Genomic DNA, 15,892 nt, shown 5'->3' with positions numbered 1-15,892 from the left:
GAACGCTCACGGCGGGCGCGATATTGACGCAACTCATTGACATCCGCTGACAACCCCACATAGCAAACGGACATCTATCGCACGAAACCGACAGCCGGTTCCTATCGTGCGCTGGGCGGTAGGTGCATACGGATCGCGTACTTCGGGCGATTGGCGCGCGCAATCAGGGACACACCGGGGGACACGGGCGGACTTTCCCGGGGGTCGGGCGAAGGACGTCCGGGAAGGCCGATTGCCCCCGGACCATCGGCGGATGTATCGGGGTGAAACCTGCCGTTTGTCCTACAGGACCTCGCGCCATCAGCCCACGGACGCCTCCCCCCGGACGGTCCACAGTAGGTCCTAACCGATCTCGCCGATCGGCCCCTTAGCCCAAAGGAGAGACTGAATGAACGCGACCAAATCCCTCGTGACCGGTGCCGTGGCCCTGACCGCTTTCGCCAGCGTGCTGGGTCTGGCGTATGCGCAAGTCGAGAACTCCACGGAGTCGACCCAGCCGCAGACGACGCAGGAACAGCAGTACCCCGCGACGCAGACCGAGCAGCAGGCGCCCGCCGACCAGAGCATGACGCCGGCGGACCAGTCGACCCAGTCGACCGACCCGAACGCCCAATCGCAGCAGACGCAACCTGAAGCGCAGTCGCAGCAGGCCCAGCCGCAGTCCTCGGACCAGTGGCAGAACCAGCAGCCGCAGTCGCAGCAGGATCCGCTGCCGACCGAGCCGACCAGCGCCGGCACCCCGGCCCCGCGCGCCGACCGCAACTGATCGGTGAGCGCTGAACGCCGCCAACCCCGGTAAGCCAGACACCTGAAAGCTTCCCATGCTGCGCGCCTCCAGCGGGTACTTCCTCGGCGATCCGCCGCCACCTCCCCCGGTGCCGTCGTGGATGTCCGAACCCGTCAGGGAGCGCGCCGGCTGGGCGGTGCAGGGATTGGCGCTGGGCTTGGCCGGCGCGCTGCTGGCCTGGCCGGCGGCGACCTTCGTGATGAAGCAGCTGCGTCCGGCGCCCGTGGTGGCCCGGCACGTGTCCTCCCCTCCCGCGGTCCATCCCGTCGCCCAAGCCCCCGCGCCAGTGCCGCGGACCGGCAAGGCCGATTTCGGATCGACCAAGAAGATTTCCAAGCAGGCTCGCCAGCTCGCCCAGTGGGTGATGGCGGGCTGGGACCACAACGGCCGGCCGTTCGCGATCCTGGACAAGCGCCAGGCGCAGGTCCTGGTGTTCAGCGCCGACGGCAAGCTCCAGGCGACCACGCCGGTGCTGCTCGGCTACGCGGCCGGCGACGACAGCGTCGCGGGCATCGGCCTGCGCCCGATCGCGCAGGTCCGGCCGTCCGAGCGCACGACGCCGGCTGGCCGCTTCGTGGCGCAACCGGGCAAGAACGCCTCGCACGAGGACGTGCTGTGGGTCGACTACGACGCCGCCGTCTCGATGCATCGCGTGCGTCCGACCAATCCGGCCGAGCGCCGGCTGGAGCGACTGGCCTCGCCGACGCCCAAGGACAACCGCATCAGCTTCGGCTGCATCAACATGCCGGTGAAGTTCTTCGAACAGACGCTGTGGCCGACCTTCGGCAAGCGCGGCGGCATCGTCTACGTGCTGCCGGAGAAGAAGTCGCTGGAACAGGTCTTCGCCGAGCAGATGCGCCGCGCCCAGGCCGGTCCGTCGGCCTGACGCGCGGTCCATGACCGCGACCTCCCGCGCGACCCATCACGCCCTCGCCATCGCGGTCGCGGTGCTGCTGGGCGCGGGCGCCCTGTCCCCCTCCCACGCCCAGGTCAGCCGCGCGACCGTGCGCGGCTTGGTCACCGCGCCCGCCGGCATGTCGGCCGGCGGCCTGTCCGTGACGGCGACCAACAGCGCCACCGGCGCCCGCTACCGCACCGCCACGCGCGCCGACGGCCGCTACGCGCTGGTCGGCCTGGCGCCGGGCGAGTACATCGTCAGCGTCGCCGGCGCCGATGGCGCGCCGCTCAAGACCGAGCGCCTCACGCTGTCGGTCGGCGAAAGCGCCGCGCTCGACCTGCCGGCGGCGTCCGCCACGCCGGCGCAGGGCGAGGCGGTCCAGCTCGGCAAGGTGACCGTCGAGGGCACCGCGATCCGCCAGGGCGTCAAGGACTCGCAGCTTGGCACCGTCGTGTCGCAGCGGATGATCGAAGCGCTGCCGCAGAACACCCGCAACTTCCTCAGCGCGGCCGATCTCGCGCCGGGCGTGGCCTTCTCCAGCGACGCCAGCGGCCTGAGCCGGGTGCAGTCCGGCGCCCAGGACTTCGACCACCTGAACGTGTTCATCGACGGCGTCGGGCAGAAGAACAACATCCTGCGCGGCGGGCTGAGCGGCCAGGACAACTCGCGCGGCAACCCGTTCCCGCAGTCGGCGATCTCCGAATACAAGGTGCTGACGCAGAACTACAAGGCCGAGTTCGACCAGGTCAGCAGCGCCGCGATCACGGCGGTGACGAAGTCCGGCACCAACGAGTTCCACGGCGAGGTCTACGCCGACCGCACCGGCACCAACTGGCGCGGCATGAACGCGCTCGAGAAAGAGCGCGAGCGCCAGGGCATCCCGCGGCCCGCGTCGGAGAAGTACGAATACGGCGGCAGCGTCGGCGGCCCGATCGTCAAGGACAAGCTGCATTTCTTCGTCGCCTACGACGGCAAGCGGATCGAGGACTCGCGCCAGATCGCCGGGCAGAACTTCGAGAAGCTGCCCGACGCCGGCATCGTGCCGGGGCTGCGGGCGCGCCGAGGCAGCCAGGTCGATCCGTTCCACGAGGACCTGCTGTTCGGCAAGCTCGACGCGCAGCTCAACGACGAGCACCGGCTGACGCTGAGCGCGCGGCTGCGCCGCGAGACCGACCGCATCGCCGAGGACCGCAACCTCTCGCTGCCCGGCAACGACAAGGAGCGCCGCAACGACGAGACGCGCGTCGACCTGAAGCACGAGTGGTCGCGTGGCGACTGGCTCAGCGAGGCGCGCGTCGGCTACGAGGACTACGTCTGGAATCCGCGCTCGGCGGCGGACTCGCCGCTGGTCCGCTACAAGGTCTCGACCGCGTCGCCGCAGGTGCTGACGACGTCGCAGGACGTGATCCTGGACGGCGGCTCGCCCGACGCGCAACGGCGCCAGCAGCGCGGCACCTTCTTCTCGGAGGAACTGACCTTCACCGGCCTCGACGACCACGTGATCAAGGGCGGCGTGAAGCTCAAGGACATGCGCTACGACCTGAGCGGCACGGCCAACTCGGTCGACCGGGTCGAGACGCTGATCGACACGACGACCGGCCTGCCCTACTGGGACGGCGCGAACTGCACCGGCACGACGGTGTCCAACAACGGCACCTCCAGTGACCAGTGCCGGATCACGCGCGCGGCGGCGCCGGCGGTGGCGAACTTCAAGAACAAGCAGTGGGGGCTGTACCTGCAAGACGACTGGAGCGTCACCGAGAAGCTGGAGCTCAACCTCGGCATCCGCTGGGACTACGAGGACAACATGCTCAACAACGGCTACGCGACGCCGGCCGACCGGATCGCGGCGTTGATGGCGCCGGACGTGGCGCGCTACGGCCTCACGCCGCCGCCGGGACAGACCTACGCGCAGTCGCTGGCCAAGGGCGGCATCGACATCTCGCAATACATCAGCGACGGCAATTCCCGCCGGGCGTTCAAGAACGCCTTCGCGCCGCGGGTCGGGTTCTCCTACGACGTCTTCGGCGACCGCAAGTCGGTGGTCTTCGGCGGCTACGGCCGCAGCTACGACCGCACGATGGCCAACCACGCGCTCGACGAGTTGCAGAAGAACCAGGCCGCCGCCGGCGAGATCTGGCTGATCCGCAACGATCTCAAGATGCCCTACGCGGACCAGTTCAGCCTGGGGCTGCGCCAGGCGCTGACGCCGAGCTGGAACGGCGAGATCGCGATCAGCCGGATCGAGGCGAAGAACCAGTTCGTCTGGTTCAGCGGCAACCGCGACGCCAATGGCGGATTCGCGCAGCAGTCGGGCATCGATCCGCTGTGGGGAGGGCCGAACGGCTACGGGCAACTGGTGCTGGGCGATTCGATCGGCCGGACGCGGACCGATTCGATCTTCGTGAAGGCGGAGAAGCCGTACACGGCGAGTTCCGGCTGGACGGCGACGCTGGCCTACACCTACAGCGACGCCAAGACCACCAACCTGCAGTGGAGCAACGACACCTTCGACTGGACCTACGGCCGCGCGGGCCGCGGCTGGAACCCGAGCACGCTGGTGGACCGGCACCGGCTGGTGGGCGCCTTCATGACGGACAAGCTGCTGCCGTGGGGGCTGACGTTCTCGGCCAAGGGCACGTACGCGAGCGGCTTTCCGCGGCGCCTGACGAACTGCCTCGGCGGCACGCCGCAGTGCTTCCTGCAAGAGGGCGAATCGCCGAGCTACCGGCAGGTGGACATCAGCGTGGGCAAGCGCTTCAAGTGGGGTCAGCAGGAGGTCGGGTTGCGGCTGGACGTGCTGAACGTGTTCGGCGCCGACAACTACAACGGCTTCGACGACTGGATCGGCAACGCCCCGGCGGCCGGCGCGCCGGCCAACCGCCTGGGCGGCGACAACCTCAACCTCGACAAGCCCAACAGCGCCCGGGGAGACAACCGGGCGCTGCGGGTGGTGGTGAACTACAAGTTCTGAGGCGCGAACGCCTCGGGCCTCAACAAGCGTCCGCGAGGCTCAGTTCGAGCCGCTTCCCCAATGCCTTCAATGCGACCGCGATCGTGTCGATCTTGGTCGGGTGCTTCAGCGTGGTCAGCCGATTGATCTCTTGCGGCCGGACGTTCATGAGGCGCGCGAGATCGGCGTTGCGCGTGCCTTGCGCCAACATCTCGTTCAGCAACAGGACCTTCGCGCCGATGCTCGGTGGCAGGTCGATCAGCACCTGGCCACGCTTCAGCCGGGAGGGCTCGGGAACAGGACGCTTGTCCTCGAAGTAGAAATCCATGGCGGTCGCCAGGGCGTCCGCCGCCATCTCCAGGGCATCCTCCAGGGTGTCGCCCCCGGTGACCGCCTCGGGAATGTCCGGAAACACCACGAGGAATCCGTCCTCGTCCGGCGTGATTCGAGCTGGATATCGCAGCAGCATTGACTGGCTCACTTTCGTGGAATCCGAAGGTGCGAAAGGATCGCCATCCGCAGGCCTTCTCTCATCTCCTTCGACGGATGGCGGGGAATCACGGACTGGTATCCGTTCAGGAACACCTTGGTGTGCCGGCCTCCCTCGACGAACGTCGCGCCTTGCGCCTGCAACCATCGCTTGAACTCGCTCGCCTTCATGAAGTGCCTCGCATCGGGAGGCATGAAGTCTGGCGAGAACCCAAGCGCTTGTGGCGATCCATCCCTCTTCAAAACGCCGACGCCCCCATCGTGGGGGCGTCTGTCAGTTCCGGGGAAGGAATCTCCATCGATCGGTCACGAGACGCCAAGCGAGATTAAACAAAAATGTTTATCTTCGCAATGACTCGACTCCGCCACCGGATCACACATCAACGCAGCGGCTTGAACGCCGCGCGCAGTTCCCGCGCGAAGAGTTCCGGCTCTTCCCAGGCGGCGAAGTGGCCGCCCTTGTCGACCTCGTGGAAGTAGCTCAGCGTCGGGTAGGCCTTCTTCGCCCACGAGTGGGGCGCCTGGTAGATCTCGCCCGGGAACACCGTCACCGCCACCGGCACCTTGATCTCGCGGGTCCGCTGCTCGACGACGTTGAAGTTGTTGGTGTTGTTCTCCCAGTAGAGCTGCGAGCCCGACGTTCCCGTGTTGGTCAGCCAATACAGCGAGATGTCGTCCAGCATCTCGTCCCGGGACAGCGAACGTTCCGGCACGCCGCCGCTGTAGGTCCAGTCGGCGAACTTGTCGTAGATCCACGCGGCCTGGCCCGACGGCGAGTCCGACAGGCTGTAGCCCAGCGTCTGCGGCCGCGTGACCATCATCCCGGCGTAGCCCCCGCCGCGCGTGTACAGGCGGTTCATCGATTCGTAGGCGGCCTTCTCCTTCGCGGAGAGACCCGCCGGCGCGGGCTTGCCGGCCTTCAGCGCGGCGGCGATGTCCGACGGCACCGTGGCCGGCATGTTCACGTGGATGCCCACCAACCCCTGCGGTGCCAGCCGGCCTTGCGCCTGCGCGACGACCGATCCCCAGTCCCCGCCCTGCGACACGTAGCGCGTGTAGCCCAGGCGCTTCATCAGCACGTCCCAGGCACGGGCCATGCGCTCCGGGCCCCAGCCGGTGCCGGTCGGCTTGCCGGAGAACCCGTAGCCGGGCATCGACGGGATGACGAGGTCGAAGGCGTCCTCGGCGCGGCCGCCGTGGGCCGTCGGATTGGCCAGCGGATCGATGATCTTGAGCTGCTCGAAGACCGAGCCCGGCCAGCCGTGCGTGACGATCAACGGCAGCGCGCCGGGATGCTTCGAGCGCACGTGGATGAAGTGGATGTCCAGCCCGTCGATGCGGGTCACGAACTGCGGGTAGGCGTTGAGCGTCGCTTCCGCCTTGCGCCAGTCGTAGTCCGTTCCCCAGTAGCGGACCAGCGACTGGAAGCCGTCGAGCTGCACGCCCTGCGAGCGGTCGCCGACCGTCTCGCGGTCGGGGAAACGCGTCGCGGCGATGCGCTGGCGCAGGTCGTCGATCGCGGCTTGCGGGATCGCGGCGGTGAAGGGGCGGATCGCGGTGTCCTCGGCGCCGTCGAGCTGGACGGCGGACGAGGCGCTCGCGGCGGGCGTCTGCGCATGGCCCGGCAGCGGGATCAGGATCAGGCTGAAGGTGCTGGCGATGGCGGCGGCGGTGGCGGCCAGGAGGTGGTGCTTGGCTTTCATGGGGCGCTGTGGAAGTGGGTTCGAGCGAGCCGGGATTCGGCACGGAACGCATTCCATCGGCCTGGCGTATCCACGGGATGTCATCGACCCCGTCGATTGGTCGACTCCTGTGTGCGGACCCGCCCCGGATACACAGGCATACGCTTCGGTCCCGCGCGGCCGTCCCGTCGCGATGACCCGCGAGGACCCGCGATGACGAACGGCCGCGTCAGATGCCGGCCGTATGCTGGCCGCTTCCCCGTCAACCACGACCTCGCCCCATGACCACTGCCCTGCTGATCATCGATCTCCAACGCGCGCTGTGCACCGGCGAATACGCCTGCCACGACGTCGACGCCGTGATCGGCCGCGTCAACGAGCTGATCGCGCGGGCGCGCGAGACCGGCACGCCGGTCGTGTTCGTGCAGCACGAGGAGGATGGCTGGGAGCCGCTGCGCCGCGGCGGCGAGGGCTGGCAGCTCGACGACCGGCTGCAGGCGCACGCCGACGACCGGCGCGTGTTCAAGACCTCACCGGACTCGTTCCACAAGACGGACCTGGACGCGGTGCTGAAGGGCCTGGGCGTCGACCATCTGGTCGTGTGCGGCGCGCAGAGCGATTTCTGCGTCGACACGACGACCCGCCGCGCGCTGAGCGCCGGCTACGGCGTGACGCTGGTCGAGGACGGCCACACGACGATCGCCAACGGCGACCTCACGGCGCCGCAGATCATCGAGCACCACACGCTGATCCTGCGCAACCTCACCAGCTTCGGCCCGGCGATGAGCGCGGCGAAGGCGGCCGACATCCGCCTCGGCGCGGCCTGACCCAGGCAGCCCGCGCGCGACGGCGCGGGCCTCGCGGCGATCCGTGCCCGCGCATCGCCGGCACGGAGGGCCGCGGGGACATCACTTCAAGCCGGCGCGTCCACTGGCCAGCCGCGACAAGGTCGCATCGCACTGCTCCACCGTTGCGATGCACTCGAGCCCGCGCGCCTCGACCTCGCCCATCAGGCTCAGCCACGCGTTCAGGCCCTCGAGCGTGACCTTCGTGCGCGAGGTCCGGCTCCAGCCGCGCTCGGCCAGCTGGCCCAGGTAGATCCAGGTCTGCCGGCGCGACAGCCCCGACAACTGCCCGATGCTCGCCTGCGACACCGGTAGCGCCAGGCTGTTGCCCAGCGTGCCCGGCCGCGGCGTGCTGCTCAGCGCCGTCGCCAGCGTCGCCAGCACGCTCACCAGGCGCTGGAAGCCGTTGCCGGCCAGCCGCATCGTGATCTGGTCCTGCAGCCGCGACGCGGTCGCCGCGTACAGCTCGCCGGTCGCCGCGTCGCGCAGCGGCGCATGCGGGTCCTTCATCCGCGGCAGCGGGATGTGGATCGTCGTGACGTCCACCAGCGCCGTCACGTCGTAGCGCGCCGCCAGCTTGCCCAGCGGCGAATCCGCCCCGATCACGTCGCCCAGCCACAGCGCGGCCACCGCCACGCGCGTGTCCGCCGCGACCTTGGCCGCCAGGTAGGCCGCCCCGCCGCTGATGGCGATCCACTCGGCCAGCGGGGTGCCGGCCTCGATGATCTTCTGGCCGCGGCGATACGTCCGGACCTGGCCATCGGCCAGCCAGTCGTCGCTCGCCGTTTCCGGCCCGCCGCTGTGCGGCGCTCGTGTCCCTCTCGTGCTCATGCTCGTTCTGGATGAAGTCCGCCGGACAAGGCTCCGCCCTCCGCACCACGCACGGAACTTCGCGAATGCCAGGACGGCGAATCGTGGGTTATAGAAGCGGACCGCGCGCGCCGATCGGTCGATAAGCCCGGTGGCGTCGGTCCGGTTTGCGGCTTGACCGCGCGTCGATCACCAGATCGACAGGCTCCGGGCCAGCACGCGCTGCAGCCAGCTGCGCGAGGAGGCCTCCGACACATCCCCCTGCGCGACGCTCTCCAGGCTCGCGTTCACGACATCGCGTGAGGCCACGACATTCCCGGGGCGGATGTCGCGCGGGTTGACGATCCCCGAGAAGCGCAGCGTGTTCACGCCCTTGTTCAGGCCCACGTTGCGCTCCCCGGCCACCAGCAGGTTGCCGTTGGGCAACACGTTGATCACGCTCACCGCCACCTGCGTGACGAAGCTGTTGTCCGTCTCGGTCGTGCCCGAGCCCTTGAACGAGTCGCTGCCCGAGGCCGTCGCGTCGATGTTGAGCAGCCGCTCCACCGCGCCGATGTTGCTCTTGCCGCCCGGTCCGCGCACCGCCAGCTTGTTGTCGCGCGCGGTGTCGGTGGTCTGCTTCTGCGTGGCCTTGAGCGTCTCCTGGATGTCGACCTTGAGCGTGTCGCCGATCGCGCTGGGACGCTTCTCGCCCGAGAACAGCGAGGTCGGCGCCATGCCGGGCTGGTAGATCGCGCCGTTGTTGGGCCGCTCGATGTACATCGGCGCCTGCGGCGGCGCGACCAGCATCGGCCCGGGCACCGTGGGCGGCGCGCTCGAGCAGCCGCCCAGCATCGCCGCGGCCATCGCCAGCATCGGCGCCAGCGCCGTCGCCTGCTTCATGGCGCCGGTCGCGCGCGCGGCCCTGTCGGACGCGCGCGGCAAGTCGTTCGTCGGCATCACATCTCCCTCCCTAGCTCTGGAAACCGGTGATCAGCGCCTTCACGACCGGCGCGATCTTGTTGCGGGTCCCGGCCCAGCGGGCCAGGCCGAAGTTCTCCTCGGCGACGTAGCTGCTGCTGGACAGCAGCGTCCCGTCGGCCCGGTGCAGGCTCAGCGCCGCGGCGCTGAGGTTGGCGCGGTAGTTGCTCGCCATCGGCGGCACGCCCCATTCGATCGTCGCGACGTAGCGCAGCCACACGCCGCATTGCTGCAGGCCGGTGCCGGGCTCGTACACCCGGCTGTCCACGCCCTGCCCCTTGAGCTCCGCCTGCAGCGCGGGGACCAGGTCCTCCAGCGGCGCGTTGCGGTTGAACTCGATGCACACGACGCGCACCGGCGCGTCGCCGTGATGCACGGTGTTGCTGGCCTTGGCCGGTGCCGTCGTGGCCAGCGCGGTCGAGGTCGCGGTGCCCGCGCTCTTGACCAGCTCCCAGGCGGGGATCGGGCTCAGGACGCTGCAGCCGCCGAGACCGCCCAGCGCAGCCACCGCGAGCAGTGCGAGCAACGCGGCCCGCGCGCCCGGCCTCGGCGCGAGCCGGGACCGGCGGCGGGAACGGCAGGAGGATGTCGTCATCGCGCCCTCACACCAGCTCGTCGAGCACGGCGCCGCCGCCCAGCGCGGCCATCACGCCGTAGCCGACGACATTGCCGACCACGTGGCCCACCACGCCGACGGTGTCGCCGACGACGTCGGTGGCGGTGTCGACCACCGTCCCGACCGCGTGCGCGGCATCGCCGGCCAGGGCTTGCAAGCCCTTGGCGCTGATCGTGGCCGTCACGCCGAGCACCGGCCCGAGCGTCAGGCCGGCCGCGCCGCCGCCGCCGCGGGAGGCTCCCGACGACAGGCGGGTCGACGCGGCGCGGCCACCCTCGGCCGAACCGCCGTCGAGCGCGCTGGCGAGATTGGCCAGGCCGGACAGGAAGGGCACGCTGCTCAAGACGGACTCCCGGCGGCGATTCAGGCGCGGGCGGCCAGCGAGGCCGTGTCCAGCGTCAGCGCGCCGGGCGCGGCGGCCGGACTGGTCGCGGCGGCCGGTGGCGAGGCCATCGGCGCGGTCGCGGCGGAAGCCGGCGCGCCGGCCTTGGCGTCGTTCAGGATCTTGGAGAAATCGGGCGCGCCGTTCTTGGCGCCCTTGGCGGCACTGGCCGAGGCCGGGGCGCCGGCGTGGACCGCCGGCGACGGGGAAGCGGAGGACTTGACTTGCATGGCGAAGCGCTCTCGTTCATTGGGGTGAACGGATTCTTCGCCGCGGCCGCCGGTCCGCATGCCGTGATGAGCGCGACGATCTCAGCGGTCGTCGGGAACTCGGTGAACTGCGTCACCGAGCGGGGAATCTGGGCGGCGCCCGCGCCGCATTTCGGATTCAAGTTCCGCGGCCCGCGGCCGCGTCCGGGCGATCAGCGTGCGGGCGACCGGCTCTGATGGGCCATGGCCTCGGTCCACTCGTCCCAGGTGGACTCGGTGACCTCGAGTCCCTCCAGCGCGGGCGGCTCCTCGATCGGCCAGCCCGACGGGCTGAACGGGATGCGCCGCTGCAGCAGCAACTCGGTCTGCCGCAGGATGTGCTGCATGGCCGAGCTGAACGGGTGGCTGGGGTCTCCCCCGGGGGGCGCGAAGCGTTGTCGCATGGTCCTCTCCTGACGAACCCTCACTATCAAGGGGGGCCTGTGCAAGTGCCATCCCACCATAGGGTGGAGATGGGGGGATGCCGGAGGGGGAAGGACGAAAGGCAGCGATCAGCGGCCAAGCGGCGAGGCGCGAATCAGGGCGGCGTGAAGACCGGCGGCGATTCCATCAGATCGATCAGATCCACCATCAGATCCACCACTTCCGCCGGGCGCGACGCGCCCCGACGCCGCTTCAGATCACCTGGCGCAACAGCGCATAGAGCGCGATCGCGCCGGAGGCGACGGCGCACGCGGTCTTCATCGAACGGTTGGCCACGAAGGCGCCGACCAGGCTGCTGACCAGGATGGCGGCGAGGAGGTAGTTGGTTTTCATGGGCCGCGATTGTGGAGGCCCGCCGGTACCTCACCGGCGAGCCGCGCGGCGCCGATCAGACAGTCGCGCGCTCGGGACGGTTGATCTCGACGGTGACGTGAACAAGTTCCTCGTGGACCGCCAGCAGCCGGCGGACGTCGTCGGGCCGCGCGTCGGGGCTGTCGGTCACCAGCGAGACGATGCAGGCGTACTGCGCCCGGCCGACGCGCCACACATGCAGGTCGGCGATCGCCGCCGGCCACGGCGCGGCGGCGACGACCTCGCGGATCTCGTCGACGACCGGCGCGTCCATCTCCGCGTCCAGCAGCACGCGCCCCGCATCGCGCAGCAGCCCGCGCGCCCAGACCGCCACCAGCACCGCGCCGGCGATGCCCATCGCCGGATCCAGCCAGTCCGCGCCCCAGAAGCGGCCGCCGAGCAGCGCCACGATCGCCAGCACCGAGGTCGCGGCATCGGCCAGCACGTGCAGGTAGGCGGCGCGGAGGTTGAGGTCGTCATGCCCATGGGCGTGATCGCCGTGGTCGTGCGCGTGGCCGTCGCCGTGCTCGTGGCCGCCATGCCCGTGCCCGTGGCCGTGGCCGTGGCCGTGGCCGTGGCCGTGATGGTGGTCGCCGCGCAGCAGCCAGGCGCAGGCCAGGTTGACCGCGAGCCCCAGCGCCGCCACGGCGATCGCCTGGTCGTAGTGGATCGGCGTGGGCGCGATCAGCCGCTCGACCGACTGCCACAGCATCAGCCCCGCGACGCCGATCAGCAGCAGCGCGCTGCTGTAGCCGCCCAGGATCTCGATCTTCCAGGTGCCGAACGCGAAGCGTCCATCCTTCGCCCACCGCCGCGCCGCGGCATAGGCCAGCAGCGACACGCCCAGCGCCACGGCGTGGGAACTCATGTGCCAGCCGTCGGCCAGCAGCGCCATCGAGTTGAAGACATACCCGCCGGCGATCTCGGCCACCATCATCGCCACCGTCAGCAGCACCGCCCAGCGCGTGTTGCGCGCCGCGAGCGGGTTGCCTTCGTCGAAGACATGGGTGTGCTGCCAGGGGGAGGCGGAAAGCGAGGAAGCCATGGCGATGCGGCGCGCGGGAAGTCGGAGGCGGCGCAGTATCCCCCTGGCGCGCCGGCGCATCGGCAGAGTCCCTGCCCAGGACCGGTCATCCCGCCACGTTAGACTCCGCCGCACAGACAAAAGCACATGGGATCCCGGGTGGACATTGAAGAGCGGCAGCCCTTGCGGGTGGTGGTGCTCGGCGGCTCCGCCGGCAGCCTCGACGTGCTCGGCACCGTGCTCGGTGCGCTACCGCACCAAGCGGGCTTCGCGGTCCTGGTGATCACCCACCTCGATCCCAACGAGGAAAGCCACCTCCCCGAGGTCCTGCAGGACCGCACCGCGCTGCCGGTGGAACGCCTCGAACACCTGGTCAAGATCCAGCACGACCGCGTCTACGTGCTGCCGGAGAACGCCGGCGTCATCGCGCTGGACGGCCACTTCCGGCTGACGCGCCGCCAGCCCGGGCTGCACCTGCCGATCGACGCCTGCCTGGCGTCGATGGCGCAGGACCCGGACGTCGACGCGGCCGCCGTGATCCTGTCGGGCACCGGCGAGGACGGCGCGGCCGGCCTGATCGACCTGAAGGCCGCCGGCGGCCTGGCGATCGCGCAGGCCCCGCACACCGCCGCGCACGACGGCATGCCGGTCGCGGCGATCAACACCGGCCTCGTCGACGACGTGCTGCCGCCCGAGGAGATCGCCCCGGCGCTGGTGCGCCGCTTCGGCCAGCCGCATGGCGAGGCGGGCCTGGCCGGCGCGCACGGCGGCACGCAGGACGTCGACGCGCTGGAGACCGCGCTGACCATCGTGCAGCAGAAGGCCGGTGTGAACCTGGGCTACGTCAAGGACGTCAACCTGCGCCGGCGCTTCCTGCGCCGCGTGCTGCTGCAGAAGGACCGCGACGTCGCCGCCTACCTGCAGTTCCTGCGCGCCGATCCCTACGAGGCCGCCGCGCTGCGCGACGACGTGCTGATCGGCGTGACCGCGTTCTTCCGCGACGCGGAGTTCGTCAACGTGCTGCGCCAGGTCGTGCTGCCCAAGCTGCTGGCGCTGCGCCACGACCCGATCCGGATCTGGGTGCCCGCCTGCTCGACCGGCGAGGAGGTCTACACCATCGCGATGCTGCTCAAGGAGGCGATGAACGCCGACGGCATCGACCGCCGCGTGCAGATCTTCGGCACCGACATCAACGAGGCTTCGATCGAGACCGCGCGCGCCGGCCGCTACAGCGCCGCGGCGCTGGAGAACGTGCCGCAGTCGTTCCGCGACTCCGCCTTCCTGCCCAGCTCCGGCGGCTACCTCGTCGCCAAGGACCTGCGCGAGATGTGCGTGTTCGCGCGGCACAACCTGCTCACCCACGCGCCGTTCTCCGGCATGGGGCTGATCAGCTGCCGCAACATGCTGATCTACCTGCGCAAGGAAGCGCAGCAGCACGTCTTCGAGGTGCTCCACTACGCCTGCCGCAACGACGGCTTCATGCTGCTGGGCCGCGCCGAGGCGGCCTCGGTCGCCGACGGCTTCGAGCACGCCGGCGCGCCGCACCTGTACCGCAAGCTGCCGAACTCGCGCCGGCAGCGGCCGCTGTTCCCGATCGACGCGCTGCGCCCCTGGGTCAGCGACGGCGACGCGCCGCGCGCCACGCAGCCGCCCCCGCCCGACCTCGTCAGCGAGGCGGCCAACCGCGTCGCGCTGGCGCGCTACGTGCCGCCGGGGTTCGTCGTCAACGAGAACGGCGACGTGGTGCAGTTCCGCGGCGACGTCGCCGCCTTCATCGCGCCGGCCAGCGGCGAGGCCACGCTGGCGCTGCCGCGGCTGCTGCATGCCGAGCTCAACGTGCCGGTGCGCACCGCGCTGATCGAGGCCAAGCGCACCGCGCAACCGGTGCGCCGCGAACGCGTGGCCTTCAACGACCGACGCTACGCGCTGGAGATCCTGCCGCTGGAAACGGGCGAGGCGCTGCGCCACTACCTGGTCACGCTCGCGCCGCAGCCCGAGGACGCCGCGGCCGACACGCCGGCCTCGATGTCGACGCCGCCGTTCTCGCCAGGTGGCGCCCGCGCGCGGGTCGACGAGCTCGAGCGCACCGTGACGACGCTGTCCGACGAACTCGAGGCGACCCAGTCGCAGCTGCGCACGCTGGTGATCGAGTTCGAGTCGGCCAACGAGGAACTGCGCACCGCCAACGAGGAGATGCTCAGCACCAACGAGGAACTGCAGAGCGCCAACGAGGAGCTGCAAAGCGCCAAGCAGGAACTCGAGTCGGCCAACCAGGAGCTGATCTCGCTGAACGAGGAGCTCAAGTCGCGCAACGACGAGCTCGACCAGGCCAACGACGACCTCAGCAACCTGGTCGAGGGCATCCCGCTGCCGGTGGTGCTGCTGGACCGCCAGCTGCGGCTGCGGCACGCGTCGCCGCAGGCGGCGCTGCTGTTCGGACTGGCGCCGGAGGCGGTGGGCCAGGCGATCGGCCAGCCGGTCGGGCAGGTCAGCGCGCGTTTCGCGATCGGCCACCTGGAACAGCTGGTCCAGGCCGCCGTGCAAGGCCTGTCCGCGGTCGAGCACGAGCACCAGGACAGCGAGGGCCGCTGGTGGCTGATCAATGTGCGGGCCTACCGCACCGCCGACGACCGCATCGACGGCGCGGTGATCGCCTTCCAGGACATCCATGAACTCCGCGGCGCGCTGGACTCCGCCCAGCATGCCCGCGACGACGCCGAACGCGCCAACACCGCCAAGGACGACTTCCTCGGCATGGTCTCGCACGAGCTGCGCGCGCCGCTGAACGTGATCTCGGGCTGGGCCTCGGTGTTGAAACAGGCGCAGGAACGCGGTGCGCTCGCCGACGCGACCGCGACGCGCGCGATCGGCACCATCCTCAAGCACTGCCAGGCGCAGGCGCAGCTGATCGACGACCTGCTGGACGTGTCCCGCATCGCCTCGGGCCACCTGACGCTCGAGACCCGCCCGATCGACCTGGCCAGCTGCGTGCGCACGGTCGTCGAGGGCCTGCAGCCGACCGCCGAGGGCAAGGGCCTGACGCTGTCGGGCACCGGGCTGCAGCAGCCACACCGCATCCAGGGCGACGCGCGGCGCATGCAGCAGATCGTCGCGAACCTGGTCGGCAACGCGCTGAAGTTCACGCCGCGAGGCGGCCGGATCACCGTGTCGCTCAGCCGGATCGGGCCGACGGTGGAACTGGCCGTCGTCGACACCGGCATCGGCGTGACGGTGGAGATGCTGCCGCGCCTGTTCGACCGCTTCACGCAGGCCGACATCAGCCGCACCCGCGAGTACGGCGGCCTCGGCCTGGGCCTGTCGATCGTGCGCCACCTGGTGCTGGCGCACGGCGGCACGGTGACCGCCCACAGCGACGGCGAAGGCCGCGGCACGCGGCTGACGG

Annotated in this window: 17 protein-coding genes; 6 read left to right on the top strand and 11 right to left on the bottom strand. The window is 70.3% G+C overall.

Annotated features, from left to right (window positions below; genetic code table 11):
* Positions 1-388: 388 nt before the first annotated feature.
* From N5D62_RS06215 to N5D62_RS06205, 3 genes are read left to right on the top strand one after another with little or no spacing between them, the layout of a single operon-like run.
* Positions 389-766, top strand: a complete 378-nt coding sequence (locus tag N5D62_RS06215) for a hypothetical protein (RefSeq protein ID WP_279756787.1) — start codon at positions 389-391, stop codon at positions 764-766.
* A gap of 55 nt (positions 767-821) precedes the next feature.
* Positions 822-1,673 carry a hypothetical protein gene (locus tag N5D62_RS06210; RefSeq protein WP_279756786.1) on the top strand — a complete coding sequence of 284 codons (852 nt, stop codon included), beginning with the start codon at positions 822-824 and terminating at the stop codon, positions 1,671-1,673.
* Between the two features lie 10 nt (positions 1,674-1,683).
* Positions 1,684-4,659 (top strand): TonB-dependent receptor, encoded by a 2,976-nt coding sequence (locus N5D62_RS06205; protein ID WP_279756785.1) that lies wholly within the window; start codon positions 1,684-1,686, stop codon positions 4,657-4,659.
* A 19-nt stretch (positions 4,660-4,678) separates the two neighbouring features.
* On the opposite strand, the gene N5D62_RS06200 is transcribed toward N5D62_RS06205, so the two are convergent.
* The 3 genes from N5D62_RS06200 to N5D62_RS06190 all read right to left on the bottom strand — a co-directional run bounded on the left by N5D62_RS06200 (position 4,679) and on the right by N5D62_RS06190 (position 6,830).
* Positions 4,679-5,104 (bottom strand): type II toxin-antitoxin system HicB family antitoxin, encoded by a 426-nt coding sequence (locus N5D62_RS06200; RefSeq protein ID WP_279756892.1) that lies wholly within the window; start codon positions 5,102-5,104, stop codon positions 4,679-4,681.
* A gap of 11 nt (positions 5,105-5,115) precedes the next feature.
* Positions 5,116-5,298, bottom strand: a complete 183-nt coding sequence (locus tag N5D62_RS06195; RefSeq protein ID WP_279756784.1) for a type II toxin-antitoxin system HicA family toxin — start codon at positions 5,296-5,298, stop codon at positions 5,116-5,118.
* A gap of 209 nt (positions 5,299-5,507) precedes the next feature.
* On the bottom strand, positions 5,508-6,830 hold the full coding sequence (locus N5D62_RS06190; RefSeq protein WP_279756783.1) for an epoxide hydrolase: 1,323 nt from the start codon (positions 6,828-6,830) through the stop codon (positions 5,508-5,510).
* A gap of 260 nt (positions 6,831-7,090) precedes the next feature.
* On the opposite strand from N5D62_RS06190, the gene N5D62_RS06185 reads away from it, so the two are divergent.
* A complete protein-coding gene (locus N5D62_RS06185; RefSeq protein WP_279756782.1) occupies positions 7,091-7,636 on the top strand; it encodes a cysteine hydrolase family protein in 546 nt (181 codons plus the stop codon).
* Between the two features lie 81 nt (positions 7,637-7,717).
* Here N5D62_RS06185 and N5D62_RS06180 read toward each other — a convergent pair whose 3' ends face one another.
* From N5D62_RS06180 to N5D62_RS06160, 5 genes are all read right to left on the bottom strand, one after another.
* Positions 7,718-8,485 carry a hypothetical protein gene (locus tag N5D62_RS06180; RefSeq protein ID WP_279756781.1) on the bottom strand — a complete coding sequence of 256 codons (768 nt, stop codon included), beginning with the start codon at positions 8,483-8,485 and terminating at the stop codon, positions 7,718-7,720.
* A 168-nt stretch (positions 8,486-8,653) separates the two neighbouring features.
* Positions 8,654-9,403 (bottom strand): flagellar basal body L-ring protein FlgH, encoded by a 750-nt coding sequence (locus tag N5D62_RS06175; protein WP_279756780.1) that lies wholly within the window; start codon positions 9,401-9,403, stop codon positions 8,654-8,656.
* A gap of 13 nt (positions 9,404-9,416) precedes the next feature.
* Positions 9,417-9,950, bottom strand: a complete 534-nt coding sequence (locus N5D62_RS06170) for a cell division protein FtsI (protein WP_279756779.1) — start codon at positions 9,948-9,950, stop codon at positions 9,417-9,419.
* 76 nt (positions 9,951-10,026) lie between these two features.
* Entirely contained in the window at positions 10,027-10,383 is a 357-nt protein-coding gene (locus N5D62_RS06165) for a hypothetical protein (RefSeq protein ID WP_279756778.1), read from the bottom strand.
* Between the two features lie 20 nt (positions 10,384-10,403).
* Positions 10,404-10,652, bottom strand: coding sequence for a hypothetical protein (locus tag N5D62_RS06160; protein ID WP_279756777.1), 249 nt, complete (start codon positions 10,650-10,652; stop codon positions 10,404-10,406).
* Between N5D62_RS06160 and N5D62_RS06155 the strand changes: the two genes are divergently transcribed.
* Positions 10,647-10,868 (top strand): hypothetical protein, encoded by a 222-nt coding sequence (locus N5D62_RS06155; RefSeq protein WP_279756776.1) that lies wholly within the window; start codon positions 10,647-10,649, stop codon positions 10,866-10,868. The genes N5D62_RS06160 and N5D62_RS06155 overlap by 6 nt on opposite strands.
* Here the strand turns inward: N5D62_RS06155 and N5D62_RS06150 are convergent.
* The 3 genes from N5D62_RS06150 to dmeF all read right to left on the bottom strand — a co-directional run bounded on the left by N5D62_RS06150 (position 10,844) and on the right by dmeF (position 12,510).
* A complete protein-coding gene (locus tag N5D62_RS06150) occupies positions 10,844-11,074 on the bottom strand; it encodes a hypothetical protein (RefSeq protein WP_279756775.1) in 231 nt (76 codons plus the stop codon). The two genes, N5D62_RS06155 and N5D62_RS06150, sit on opposite strands and share 25 nt — an antisense overlap.
* Positions 11,075-11,306: 232 nt before the next feature.
* Complete coding sequence (locus N5D62_RS06145) at positions 11,307-11,447, bottom strand: hypothetical protein (protein WP_279756774.1); 141 nt, start codon at positions 11,445-11,447, stop codon at positions 11,307-11,309.
* A 55-nt stretch (positions 11,448-11,502) separates the two neighbouring features.
* A complete protein-coding gene (gene dmeF / locus N5D62_RS06140; RefSeq protein WP_279756773.1) occupies positions 11,503-12,510 on the bottom strand; it encodes a CDF family Co(II)/Ni(II) efflux transporter DmeF in 1,008 nt (335 codons plus the stop codon).
* Positions 12,511-12,636: 126 nt separating this feature from the next.
* Here dmeF and N5D62_RS06135 point away from each other — a divergent pair.
* Positions 12,637-15,892: CheR family methyltransferase (locus tag N5D62_RS06135; RefSeq protein WP_347881805.1), on the top strand; the 3,256-nt coding region annotated here is incomplete at its 3' end.

Origin of the sequence: Mitsuaria sp. GD03876 (genome assembly GCF_029840635.1) — a bacterium.
Classification (GTDB): domain Bacteria; phylum Pseudomonadota; class Gammaproteobacteria; order Burkholderiales; family Burkholderiaceae_C; genus Roseateles.
This window is presented reverse-complemented; position numbering and strand designations above follow the sequence as displayed.

Coding starts and splice junctions, on each gene's coding strand:
- N5D62_RS06215 (WP_279756787.1), top strand. CDS start 389: ATGAACGCGACCAAATCCCTCGTGACCGGTGCCGTGGCCCTGACCGCT.
- N5D62_RS06210 (WP_279756786.1), top strand. CDS start 822: ATGCTGCGCGCCTCCAGCGGGTACTTCCTCGGCGATCCGCCGCCACCT.
- N5D62_RS06205 (WP_279756785.1), top strand. CDS start 1,684: ATGACCGCGACCTCCCGCGCGACCCATCACGCCCTCGCCATCGCGGTC.
- N5D62_RS06195 (WP_279756784.1), bottom strand. CDS start 5,298: ATGAAGGCGAGCGAGTTCAAGCGATGGTTGCAGGCGCAAGGCGCGACG.
- N5D62_RS06190 (WP_279756783.1), bottom strand. CDS start 6,830: ATGAAAGCCAAGCACCACCTCCTGGCCGCCACCGCCGCCGCCATCGCC.
- N5D62_RS06185 (WP_279756782.1), top strand. CDS start 7,091: ATGACCACTGCCCTGCTGATCATCGATCTCCAACGCGCGCTGTGCACC.
- N5D62_RS06180 (WP_279756781.1), bottom strand. CDS start 8,485: ATGAGCACGAGAGGGACACGAGCGCCGCACAGCGGCGGGCCGGAAACG.
- N5D62_RS06175 (WP_279756780.1), bottom strand. CDS start 9,403: ATGCCGACGAACGACTTGCCGCGCGCGTCCGACAGGGCCGCGCGCGCG.
- N5D62_RS06160 (WP_279756777.1), bottom strand. CDS start 10,652: ATGCAAGTCAAGTCCTCCGCTTCCCCGTCGCCGGCGGTCCACGCCGGC.
- N5D62_RS06150 (WP_279756775.1), bottom strand. CDS start 11,074: ATGCGACAACGCTTCGCGCCCCCCGGGGGAGACCCCAGCCACCCGTTC.
- N5D62_RS06145 (WP_279756774.1), bottom strand. CDS start 11,447: ATGAAAACCAACTACCTCCTCGCCGCCATCCTGGTCAGCAGCCTGGTC.
- dmeF (WP_279756773.1), bottom strand. CDS start 12,510: ATGGCTTCCTCGCTTTCCGCCTCCCCCTGGCAGCACACCCATGTCTTC.